Source organism: Flavobacterium denitrificans DSM 15936 (assembly GCF_000425445.1).
Classification (GTDB): Bacteria; Bacteroidota; Bacteroidia; order Flavobacteriales; family Flavobacteriaceae; genus Flavobacterium; species Flavobacterium denitrificans.
In genome coordinates this window covers 849609-861367 of the sequence record NZ_KE384377.1, presented here as the reverse complement: position 1 = coordinate 861367, position 11759 = coordinate 849609, and the positions used below count along the sequence as shown (strand labels likewise).

Genomic DNA, 11759 nt, shown 5'->3' with positions numbered 1-11759 from the left:
AATCAAAAACAACCTTTTTCTGTAGTGCATTTTAATCAATCCTATAAAACAGAAAAATTAAGATTTAAGACATGGATAAAAACTTTTTAGTACAGGAAATACTCCGATTAAAACAAGAAAAAAATGCTGTTATTCTGGCTCATTATTATCAAAATGAAGACATTCAGGATATTGCAGATTTTATTGGAGACAGTCTAGAATTATCCAAAAAAGCACAAACTACAACAGCCGATATTATTGTATTTGCAGGTGTTCATTTTATGGCCGAAACTGCAAAAATTTTAAACCCAAACAAAAAAGTAATACTTCCTGATTGGGAAGCCGGTTGCTCGCTTGCTGACGGCTGTGAACCCGAAGATTTTAAAGCATTTAAAAATCAATATCCAGATCATGTTGTGGTAACCTACATTAATTGTTCTGCAGAAATAAAAGCAATGAGTGATTTTGTTTGTACTTCTTCAAATGCAAAAAAAATAATTGCTTCGATACCCGCTGACCAAAAAATCATTTTTGCGCCCGATCAGAATTTAGGTAATTATCTCCAGAAAGAAACCAAGCGCGAACTCGTTCTATGGAAAGGTTCTTGCGTAGTTCATGAAGCATTTTCTCTGGATAAATTACTTGAAATTTATTTAAAGAATCCAACGGCCAAAATAGCTGCACATCCGGAATCTGAAAGTCACATATTAAAAATTGCTCATTATATTGGCTCGACTTCCGGAATTATAAACTTTATCAAAACGGATCCTACTGCCGTTTTTATCGTGGCTACGGAAGCCGGTATCTTGCACGAGCTTTCTAAAGCTGTACCTGAAAAAACGCTGATTCCGGCTCCTTCCACAGAAGACAATACTTGCGCATGTAGCGAATGTGCTTTTATGAAAGTCAATACGCTGCAAAAACTCTACTGGTGTCTCAAAAATGAAAGTCCAGAAATTCGAATAAAGGAGGATCTTAGAATCAATGCCCTGAAACCCATAGAAAAAATGCTTGCACTATCGTAAAACCATTATAACTAAAATTTAAAAATAGCCATGCTCAAAACAGATATACTTATTATTGGTTCAGGTATTTCAGGATTATTCTTCGCAATGAAAACGGCAATAAAACGTCCCGATTTATCCATTGTTATAATGACGAAAGAAACGGTCAAAAACACCAATACACGATTGGCGCAAGGCGGAATTGCAGTTGTTACCAATAATCTTAAGGATAGTTTTGAGCAGCATATTAAAGATACGCTTCAGGCAGGCGATGGACATTGTGATGAGGCCATTGTAAAAATGGTAATCGAACAAGCACCCGAAAGACTAAAAGAATTAGTAGAAATAGGAACTTCATTTGATAAAGATGAAGACGGACAATGGAATTTAGGTTTGGAAGGCGGACATTCGCAAAATCGCATCTTGCATCATAAAGACAGTTCGGGATTGGAAATTGAAGAAAAACTGCTTAAAATAATCAAAAAATTACCCAATATTGAAATTTGGGAAAATCATCAGGTTATTGATTTAAATACCGAAACAAAAAAAGGTAAAACAACTTGTACCGGAGCTTTTTATTATGATAAAAAGCACAACAAAATAAAATACATTCGAACAAGAACAACGCTACTGTGCACTGGCGGATGCGGACAGCTTTTTGAAAACACCACAAATCCTAAAATTGCAACTGGAGACGGTATTGCAATGGCGGCGCGTGCAGGTGTCGAAATCGAAGACATGCAATACATTCAGTTTCACCCGACTGCACTGAGTGCTGGAAAAGATAATCCCTTGTTTCTTATATCAGAAGCCGTTCGCGGATTTGGTGCTTATATTGTAAACGAAGAACAAAAAAGATTTCTTTTTAAATATGATTTAAGAGGTGAACTTGCAACACGCGATATTATTTCTGAAGCGATCAGCAATGAGATAAAATGTCAGTCAAAAAAGCATGTTTATCTGGATTGCAGACATCTCGATCAGAAAGCTTTCTATGCACATTTTCCCGTAATAACGGCACATTGCAATTCGCTTGGAATAAAGCCCGAAAGAGATTTAATTCCTATTGTTCCGGCAGCTCATTATCAATGTGGCGGTATAAAAGTGGATCAGAATGGGCGAACAATAATTGAAAATCTATATGCCATTGGTGAATGCGCCAGAACAGGTTTACACGGTAAAAACCGATTGGCTTCTAATTCACTTCTTGAAGCTTTGGTCTTTGCACATCAGGCTTCGGAAAACGTAGACAAAACGATTGCAAAATTTACTTTTTCGACAAAAATACTTATTCCGAAATTTCCAAAAGTACAGCAAGAAAATGATTATTACGCATTTGCAATTCTAAAAAAAGAACTTCAGACATTGTTGACCTCTTTTTATACCAGCAGCGAACGCGATGCCGAATTGGCTTTCGCAAAAATAAAAATGCTTAATAATTCGGCTATCTCTTTAATTGAGACGCATGAAATTACAATTCCTTTTATTGAATTTTCGAATATGCTTGCAACCGCTTTACTCATTATAAAACAGTGCAAATCGATGGAAAAACAAGTATGCTGAAAGGAATCAAAGATTAACTGAATATAACTTACCAAAATGAAAATAACTAGTAAAACTACCATTGGAGAAATTGTAGCAGATGATTTCAGAACTGCAGTAATATTTACAAAATACCATATTGATTTTTGTTGCAAAGGGTATCGTACGATCGAAGAAGTCTGCAAAAAACGTGATATCGAGGAAAATCTTCTTATTCATCATATTGAAATTGCAAAAAACAATGCACAAAACCAGTCTTTCGATTACAAATCCTGGCCGATAGATTTGTTGACCGATTATATAATAAAAATACATCATAAATACATCAAAGAGAAAGCTCCGGTCTTGGAGGAATATTTAAATAAATTATGCGCCGTTCATGGTCATCTTCATCCAGAATTATTTGAAATAAAAACACTGTTTATCGATTCTGTTTCGGATTTGGATTTTCATATGGAAAAAGAAGAACGAACCTTGTTTCCTTTCATGATACAAATGAAAAGGGCTTACAGTAAAGGGTTAAATCTTGAAACACCGCCTTTTGGATCTGTTGAAAATCAAATTATTCTACTGAAAGAAGAACATAATACTGAAGGTAATCGCTTTAAAAAAATAGCGGCTTTATCTAATAAATATACGCCACCAGCTGATGCCTGCACCACTTATAAAGTAACCTATGGAATGCTTGATGAATTTGAAAAAAATCTTTACAAACACATCCATATGGAAAACAATATTTTATTTCCAAAAGCCATCAGCCTCGAAAAAAACTTTGAAAAAGTCTTATAACAAATGAAATCATGGAAAAATATGTCATCAAACGCAATGGAGATTACAAACCTTTTGAAGCTTACAAAATTCAGGATGCCATTCAAAAGGCTTTTCAAAGTGTAAATCTTCCTTATGATAAAAGAATTTATAAAACTGTCCTTTCTAGTCTTGATGTGAAGTATTCATGGCCTGTAGAAGAAATTCAGGATTTGATTGAAAGAGTGCTCTTTGAGAACGGTTATTTCAAAACCATGCGTTCTTTTATCATTTACCGCCATACCCGAAAATTACAACGCGAACATGTTGATGGTTTAAACGATGACACCACTTATGTAGACAGTACTCAAACTGTTGAAGAATATATCAACCAATCAGACTGGCGAATCAATGCCAACGCAAATATCTCTTATTCTAATGCAGGATTGGTAAGCAATACTGCAGGCAAGATAATTGCCAATTACTGGTTGGATAAAATTTATACTAAAGAAGAAGGTGCTGCGCATCGTAATGGTGACATACACATTCACGATCTCGACTGTTTGACAGGCTACTGCGCCGGTTGGAGCCTTCGCGTTCTATTAAATGAAGGGTTTAATGGCGTACGCGGACGTGTCGAGAGCAGACCTCCTTCTCATTTTAGAGAAGCACTTGGGCAAATGGCTAACTTTCTGGGTATTCTTCAAAGCGAATGGGCGGGCGCTCAGGCCTTCAGCTCTTTTGATACTTATCTTGCCCCTTATGTTTTTAAAGATCAGATTAGTTATGATGAAATTCTGAAAGCAATCAGAAGTTTTGTCTATAATTTGAATGTGCCTGCGCGCTGGGGACAATCTCCGTTTACCAATATTACACTAGATTGGAATGTTCCTGAAGATTTGAAAGAGCAAATTCCGACTAGAAATAATGAGCATTTGTTTTTAAATACCGAAAATGAAGCCTTACAAATTGAAGCTAAAAAAAGAGGCGTTGAAAAACTGACCAACTTAAAATACGCCGACTTTCAGCAAGAAATGAATCTCATCAATAAGGCTTATTATACCATTATGACGGAAGGCGATGCAAACGGCCAACCTTTTACGTTCCCGATTCCGACAGTAAACATTACAGAAGAGTTTGACTGGGAAGCCGAAAATGTTGATCTATTATTCGAAAATACTGCAAAAATAGGTTCGTCGTATTTTCAGAATTTTATCGGAAGTCAGTATACTTTGGATGAAAATGGAAATAAAGTTGAAAATCCCGATGCTTACAAACCAAATGCCGTACGAAGTATGTGCTGCAGATTGCAACTGGATTTAAGAGAATTACTGAAACGAGGAAATGGTCTTTTTGGAAGTGCCGAAATGACCGGAAGTATCGGCGTTGTTACCATAAATATGGCTCGTTTAGGCTATTTGCACCACGGAAACATCATCAACTTATTCATGCATTTGGATGAACTTCTTAAAATTGCAAAATCAACATTGGAGAAAAAAAGAGTTTTTATTCAGAGAATGTACGATCAGGGACTTTATCCTTATACGAAGCGCTATTTGGAACATTTTAGAAACCACTTCTCTACCATTGGTGTAAACGGAATGAACGAAATGGTGATTAATTTTACCCAAGGAAAACAAAATATTACCGACGCTTCGGGAATTAGTTTTGCTACAGAAATTCTAGATCACATCCGATTAAGAATGAAGGAATTTCAGGAAGAAACTGGAAATTTATACAATTTGGAAGCCACTCCCGCTGAAGGCACAACTTACCGATTTGCAAAAGAAGATAAAAAACGCTTCCCCGAAATTTTGCAAGCCGGACAAAACGAAAACATTTATTATACCAACAGTTCTCAGATTCCTGTTGATCATACTGATGATCCCTTTGAAGCTTTATTACTTCAGGATGAACTCCAATGCAAATATACCGGCGGAACGGTGCTGCATCTTTATATGAGAGAAAAAATAAGCAGTCCGGAAGCCTGCAAGAACTTTGTAAAAAAAGTACTGACGAACTTTAAACTGCCTTACATAACGGTAACACCTATTTTTAGTATTTGCCCTGTTCACGGTTATCTAAACGGAGAACACGAATATTGTCCTAAATGTGATGAAATTTTACTTAATGAAAACAATCAAAAAAACCTCGCTTATGAAAACAAAAACGCATAAAATTTTAGAAGAAAACCAAACTAAAAGAAGCAAATGTTTGGTTTATACACGAGTAATGGGCTACCACAGACCTGTAGAAAGTTTTAATATCGGAAAAAAAGGTGAACACCAGCAACGTACCCATTTTGAGGAAGCTGTTATCTACTAAAGCAGTTTACAGCATTACTCCATTTACTTTATTAGATTATCCTGATAAAACAGCCTGCATCATTTGGTTTGCGGGCTGTAATATGAGATGCCTTTACTGCTATAATCCTGACATTGTCCTCGGAAAAGGAAAAATAGATTTTGATACTGTTCTAACTTTTCTTCGCTCCAGAAAAGGATTATTGGACGGTGTTGTTCTCAGCGGTGGCGAATGCACTATGCACAAAAATATTATTCCGTTTATAAAGGAAATTAAAGCTTTGGGATTCATTGTAAAAATAGATACCAATGGTTCACATCCTTTGGTTCTGCAAAAATTACTTCAGGAAAAACTAATTGATTATGTGGCATTGGATTTTAAAAGTCTTCCCGAAACATTTGAGAGTTTAACGAAATCTCAATTATTTTCGGAGTTTGAGGAAAGTTTTTCGTTATTAAAAAATGCTGTTGTACCGTTTGAAATCAGGACTACTTTTCACTCTGGATTAATTAGTGAAGCTGCTTTTGCAAAAATGATTGCCTATCTCGAAACTCAAAATTTTGAAGGTAATTATTTTGTCCAACACTTTGTAAATAATGTTTCAACACTTTATAAATTAGACGATTCGGACAGAGAAATCCGGCATAAAAACTTTTCGACCTCAAAAATAAAAGTTATTTTTAGAGAATAATTAATACAATTTATCATCTTTCATTCAATTGATAAACTTAACCCCTTGTATTATGACACTACATCACATCGTATTAATTCTTCATCTTTTAGCTGCTGCTGTTTGGGTTGGAGGCCATTTGCTTTTGGCTATTTGTTATCTTCCGACAGCTTTAAAGAAAAAAGATCCGCAGATTATTTTAAATTTTGAAAAGAAGTATGAAACGCTCGGAATGTCATCGCTTGTTTTACTCATTATTACCGGTATTTGCATGGCGTATGATTTTGGAGCAACCTTTGAAACCTGGTTTAGTTTTAAGAGCGGAATTGAAAAAGTGGTTTCCTTCAAATTGATATTACTGTTCCTAACTTTTATTTGTGCCATTTGTGCACAATTTTTCGTGCTTCCTAATCTCAATGAAACCAATATTCGAAAAATGGCTGTGATTATTATTTCTGTAACCACAATTGCAGTAACAATGCTCATTTTAGGCTCGACAATACGATATGGAGGTATTTAATTACTTAAGTTTAAACTTCTATAAATCAAAACAGCAGCAAAATATTTTGCTGCTGTTTCTTTTTAAATAACTAAAATTAAAGTGATCGCTTAATCAGGATTTGCAAGGATTTTATACAATTCGGCGTTTGAAATGTAAAATTGATTCTCAATACTAATTTGAGATAGTTTTGCACTCACCAAATTATTTTCTCTCGAATTAATAAGAAAAATGGAGCTTTCACCAAATGAAAACAGTTTTTCCTCAGAATTCAGCATCGTAATATAATCTTTTACTAAATTATCAATTACCTTTTTTTGTCTTTTTAAGGATGCAATTTCAGTTTGCTGCGCTTTGATTTTATTTTTAAGTTCCAGTCTTTGTTGTTCAATATCAAACTGAATGTCTTGGATTTTAAATTTTGCCAGTTTAAGGCTTCCTCTTTCCTTTCTCAAAAAAATCGGAATGCTGAAATCGACATTAAACTTGTAATCATCAGCATTGAAAGAATTCCAATAAGAAGGTTCAGAAATATAATTATAACCAACATTCAACTTAGGAAGCAGTGAATTTGCTTTTAACTTTCTGTTGATTTCCAACATACCCATCTTGGTTTCCAAAGCCTGAAGTTTTGGATGCAATTCCAAACTTTCAACACTCACCATCATTTCATCAGTTTTCAATGTTGTTTCCAATGTTTGAATCAAATTTTCTTCTGGTTTTACGTTATCTTCCAATTCAACCGGAACGTTTTCAATCCACAAATAATTAGATAAATATAATTTGGCTTTAGCTAATTTTAAATTTCCGTTTTCGACATTTAATTGTCTGTTTCGTACTGTAATTCCGGCTTCAACACTATCAATTGACGGCGCATCGCCTAATTCGATCAACTTTTTTACACCTTCAAAACGTTTGCTTGCAAAACCTAAATATCGATTGTATAGCGCAGCTTCGTTATAGCTTTTTCTCCATTCAAAATAAGCTTCGCTCGCTTTGTACAGCACTTCGATTGCTTTTAATTTTCGTTGTGCATCGCTTAATTTTAATTGCAATTTTCCTTCTCTAACATCAGCCATTCTTTGATTAATGAACATTCCTTGCCCTAAAGCCACATTTACACCCAGAGAAGTCAAACCTGCCTCCGGAGTTTTATTCTGCGGATTATAATATTGCCCGTCAGTATCATCAAAACCTGCTTTTATTTCAATTCCGTACCAAGTCGGAATTTTGAAACTGCTGTTTAACAAAGAGTAATATTCGGTTCCTTTAAACTCTTTTTTGCTGTAATCTACCTCAATTTTTGGATCAAATCCTCCACGCGCCATCATCAGCGTCGCTTGTGCATTGCTGATTTCAAGATTGGCTTGTTTTACCAACGGATGATACTTTTTAACATATCCTAAAAACTCGCTGTAACTTAATTCCTCTTTATTAAAATCCTGACCGTACGAAACCGAAAAACCGAATAAAAACAAAAGAGCAAGCAGTTTTACAACGTGCTTCAATTTATTTTTTCTCCTTTTCATATTTTGTCTCTTTTACATCTGACTTATAATAATTTGGCGGAAAACCATTAAGATTTCGCCATATTTCATACCATACGGAAACCGTTTCAAGCAAAGCTATGCTCTGCGCTCCTGCTCCAATACTTAACTCCTTAGGCCATTTGTTGTCTGGACCATCTGGAGAAATAAGCACTCTGTATTTTCCATTGGCACTAATAAAATTTTCAATTGCTACAATTCTTCCACCGTAAGTTCCGTATGATAAACCTGGCCATCCAGAAAATACTATTCTTGGCCATCCGTCAAACCAAACTCTAACTTTTGCACCACGATGTACTAATGGAAGGTCTATTGGCTCAACATAGGTTTCGACAGCAATATCATAACTTGACGGCATAATGCTTACAATTGGAGTTCCTTCTTTAATGGTTTCTCCAAGACCTGCCAGTAAAGCGCGGTTTACATAGCCACTTTGTGGTGCTGTAATATAATATAGTCCGTTTCTAAGTCGGTAATTTGTATATTGATTTTCCAGCTTATTTACTTGAGCTTCTGTGTCATATTGCGTGCTTAAAGCAGTGAATTTGTCGCTTCTTGATTTCGAAATTTTCTCAGCATATTCTGCAGTAATTCGGTTAATTTCAACTCTTGCGTTTATTAATTCGTTTTTGCTGCTTAAAAGTTTGTTTTGTTGTGTAATGATATAAGCCTCAGACTCCTGAAGTTTTAGCCTTTTTTGCTCTACATCTGTAAGTGGTTTTAAGCCTTCTTTATTTAAAGCAGTGGAACGGTCAAATTGTGTTTTAGCAATTCTCAACTGTGTTTTTACCGCTTCAAGATCCATACTGTCGCTTTTGATTTTCAATTGCGATTGTCGTATTTTGTTTTGCGCTTGTTGCAATTTCAATTCTCTTTCTGTATTAAGCGATTTTGCTTGAACTTCAAGAGAATTTACTTTGTCGCCATACGATTCTACTGCCATTTTTTTAGCATCAACCTGCTGTTTTGTATTACCAACAAGATTTGGATCCAAGTAATCTTCTTTTACCTCAGAAATAAAAACAATTGTATCGCCTTTTTTCACATAATCACCTTCTTGCACGTACCATTTTTCGATTCGACCTGCAATAGCATTGTGAACTGTTTGTGGTCTTTGGTCAGGTTTTAAGGTAGTAACCGAACCGCTTCCTGAGATATTTTGTGTCCAAGGAAGAAAAAGACAGCAAACACCAAACAATAAAAATCCGATAATGACTCTGTTTAAAATTTTGTAATGTGGTCTTCGGGCAACGCTTGTTATTGACGTGTATTTTCCCGGAGTTATAAGTATATTATTATCTTTTGATATATTGAGCATGATTATAGCTTTATGTCGTTAATAATTTTTCCGTCGTCAATGGTTATCATACGATCGCATTTATTCTTCCAAATATCATTTTTAGAAGTTACGATTACCGTCCAGTCATTTTCTTCAGAAAGTAAAAAATCAACAATTTTCCCTGATGTCAATTCGTCCATTTTATCAACAGGATCTTCAAGGAATAAAATATTAGGTTTGTGAACGATGCTTCGCGCAAGCAATATTTTCTGGATATCTGAAGCCGAAAGTTCATGACCACCCGGATGCACTTGATGCTCCAAACCGTTAGGAAATGTTTTAATATCTGGGGTCAAACCAACACTGTCTAAAGCCCATTTTAAATCATCACTATTTAATTCTTCATTTCCAAAAAGAATATTTTCTCTAATTGTGCCTGCAAAAAGTGTATCTCCTTGCAAATATGTTCCTGCTTGCGCTCTGTAACTATCTTCGTCAAGACGGTTCATAAAAGTGTCCGTAACATAAACAGCTCCACTTTCAGGTTCAAGCAAACCGGCAAGCAATCGCAACAATGTACTTTTTCCTGCACCGTTTGTTCCTCTCAAAATGATTTTTTCACTTTGATTGATTTTCAGATTAATGTTTTTAAGTGATTTTTTGTTATGATCGGGATAATTATAAGCAACACTTTCGGTCTCGATTGTAATTCCTCCTTTATTAATTGCAGATTTTTCTGGAATACAAGAAGTTTCCATATCAGTTACTTGACCAATTTTTTCTACAGATGTCAATACATCATAAAAAGATTCTAGTCCGAAAATAATTTTCTCTACCGAGTTGATCAGCAATACGATAACAATTTCAGCTGCCACAAACTGCCCAATGTTCATTTGATGGTGAATTACCAGAAAACCACCAATAGACAATAAGGCAGCTGTAACAATAATCTTAAAAATAGTAAGCTGAATATATTGTTTTTTCATTACCTGAAAGTGCTTTTCACGGTAATTTACATATTGTGTTACATAGCCGTCGTTTCGTTTCAATGCATATTCAAAACCTCCTTTTTTTCGGAAACTATCGCGATTACGTGCAATTTCTTGAATCCAAGCCGCAACTTTATATTTGAATTTTGATTCGTTAAGACTTGTTTCAAGTCCGTCATGATAAGAAAACTTAAAAATAATATATAAAATAGCAATGAACAAAAGTCCAATTACCATAAAAAAGGAATGATACAAGACTAATAATATAATCCCAAGTCCAACTTGCAAAAAGGCTGTGCAAAAATCCAGTAGTAATTTTGCAGTTCCTTTTTGAACCATCAAAGTGTCGAAAAATCGGTTTGCTTTTTCAGGCGCATACTCTGAATACATTTCTTTGAACTTAATCAAAGGCATTCTGTATGCAAATTCAAATGAAGATCGGACAAAAATTCGCTGTTGCAGATTCTCTACAATTCGCAGTTGCAAGATGGTCAAAACACCACCAAAACCAACTCCAATAGTAACAAGAATTACAAGCACGATCCAAGAAACGCTGATCTGTCCGCTTTGAATAAAATTAATAATCGCCTGAATTCCCAAAGGAAGCGAAAGGTTTACTAAACCGGCAAATGCCGCATAAAATATAATTTGGTATACATCGCGCTTATCGAGCGTGAGTAAATTGTAAAAACGTTTAAAAGGTGTCATGAATTTATATATAAATATTGCATTAACAGATAATTACAAATATACGGTAAAAATTGCGCTATGGATTTAACACATACTTTTACATTTGAAAAATTAATAATTAAGCAATATTTTGAGGGGGGCGCAAATGAATTTTGCCATAAAATCCAAAAGAAAAAATTGGATTATTGATATAGTTTTTTCTTTTGGCCTTAATCTGAAAATACAGATTAGCCATTGATGAATCTAAAGGAATAATATATTCGAATAGAGGAATTCCCTTTGCCAATTTTGTTGTTTTGGTTTCCTTGTTCTCATAATCATCCAACTCTTCAGGGATTCCGTCACATTTAAAGATTTTTTTCAAGAAATTGCATGTCATTCCTTTTACAGAATCCTGCTCTATATTTGTATTGACAATTCGTGCAAAAGTTCCAGACATATTAATACTGTTCATTAAAAAATACCCAATTAGTAACGCGTGAACGCATTTACAAAAGATACTATTTTTA

At 34.8% G+C, this 11759-nt stretch carries 11 protein-coding genes; 7 read left to right on the top strand and 4 right to left on the bottom strand.

Annotated elements, in window-relative coordinates; translation table 11 throughout:
* The first annotated feature begins 71 nt into the window (after positions 1 to 71).
* The 7 genes from nadA to H600_RS0115635 are packed head-to-tail and all read left to right on the top strand — an operon-like array spanning position 72 to position 6766.
* Positions 72 to 1004 (top strand): quinolinate synthase NadA, encoded by a 933-nt coding sequence (nadA, locus tag H600_RS0115665; protein WP_026729675.1) that lies wholly within the window; start codon positions 72 to 74, stop codon positions 1002 to 1004.
* Positions 1005 to 1034: 30 nt separating this feature from the next.
* Positions 1035 to 2546 carry an L-aspartate oxidase gene (gene nadB / locus H600_RS0115660; protein WP_026729674.1) on the top strand — a complete coding sequence of 504 codons (1512 nt, stop codon included), beginning with the start codon at positions 1035 to 1037 and terminating at the stop codon, positions 2544 to 2546.
* Positions 2547 to 2582: 36 nt separating this feature from the next.
* Positions 2583 to 3314 (top strand): iron-sulfur cluster repair di-iron protein, encoded by a 732-nt coding sequence (gene ric / locus H600_RS0115655; RefSeq protein WP_026729673.1) that lies wholly within the window; start codon positions 2583 to 2585, stop codon positions 3312 to 3314.
* A gap of 11 nt (positions 3315 to 3325) precedes the next feature.
* A complete protein-coding gene (locus H600_RS0115650; protein ID WP_026729672.1) occupies positions 3326 to 5449 on the top strand; it encodes a ribonucleoside triphosphate reductase in 2124 nt (707 codons plus the stop codon).
* Positions 5430 to 5597, top strand: a complete 168-nt coding sequence (nrdD, locus tag H600_RS23235; RefSeq protein ID WP_208641783.1) for an anaerobic ribonucleoside-triphosphate reductase — start codon at positions 5430 to 5432, stop codon at positions 5595 to 5597. Before H600_RS0115650 ends, nrdD begins: the two co-directional genes overlap by 20 nt.
* Positions 5575 to 6267, top strand: a complete 693-nt coding sequence (locus H600_RS0115640; RefSeq protein WP_026729671.1) for an anaerobic ribonucleoside-triphosphate reductase activating protein — start codon at positions 5575 to 5577, stop codon at positions 6265 to 6267. The genes nrdD and H600_RS0115640 overlap by 23 nt, the downstream gene beginning before the upstream one ends.
* 52 nt (positions 6268 to 6319) lie before the next feature.
* Entirely contained in the window at positions 6320 to 6766 is a 447-nt protein-coding gene (locus tag H600_RS0115635) for a hypothetical protein (RefSeq protein WP_026729670.1), read from the top strand.
* 89 nt (positions 6767 to 6855) lie between these two features.
* Here the strand turns inward: H600_RS0115635 and H600_RS0115630 are convergent, their stop codons facing one another.
* From H600_RS0115630 to H600_RS0115615, 4 genes are all read right to left on the bottom strand, one after another.
* Positions 6856 to 8274, bottom strand: a complete 1419-nt coding sequence (locus tag H600_RS0115630; RefSeq protein WP_035108681.1) for a TolC family protein — start codon at positions 8272 to 8274, stop codon at positions 6856 to 6858.
* Complete coding sequence (locus tag H600_RS0115625; protein WP_026729668.1) at positions 8255 to 9610, bottom strand: HlyD family secretion protein; 1356 nt, start codon at positions 9608 to 9610, stop codon at positions 8255 to 8257. The genes H600_RS0115630 and H600_RS0115625 overlap by 20 nt, the downstream gene beginning before the upstream one ends.
* A 2-nt stretch (positions 9611 to 9612) precedes the next feature.
* On the bottom strand, positions 9613 to 11268 hold the full coding sequence (locus H600_RS0115620; protein ID WP_026729667.1) for a peptidase domain-containing ABC transporter: 1656 nt from the start codon (positions 11266 to 11268) through the stop codon (positions 9613 to 9615).
* Positions 11269 to 11368: 100 nt separating this feature from the next.
* Positions 11369 to 11704, bottom strand: coding sequence for a hypothetical protein (locus H600_RS0115615; protein ID WP_245176580.1), 336 nt, complete (start codon positions 11702 to 11704; stop codon positions 11369 to 11371).
* Positions 11705 to 11759: the final 55 nt, after the last annotated feature.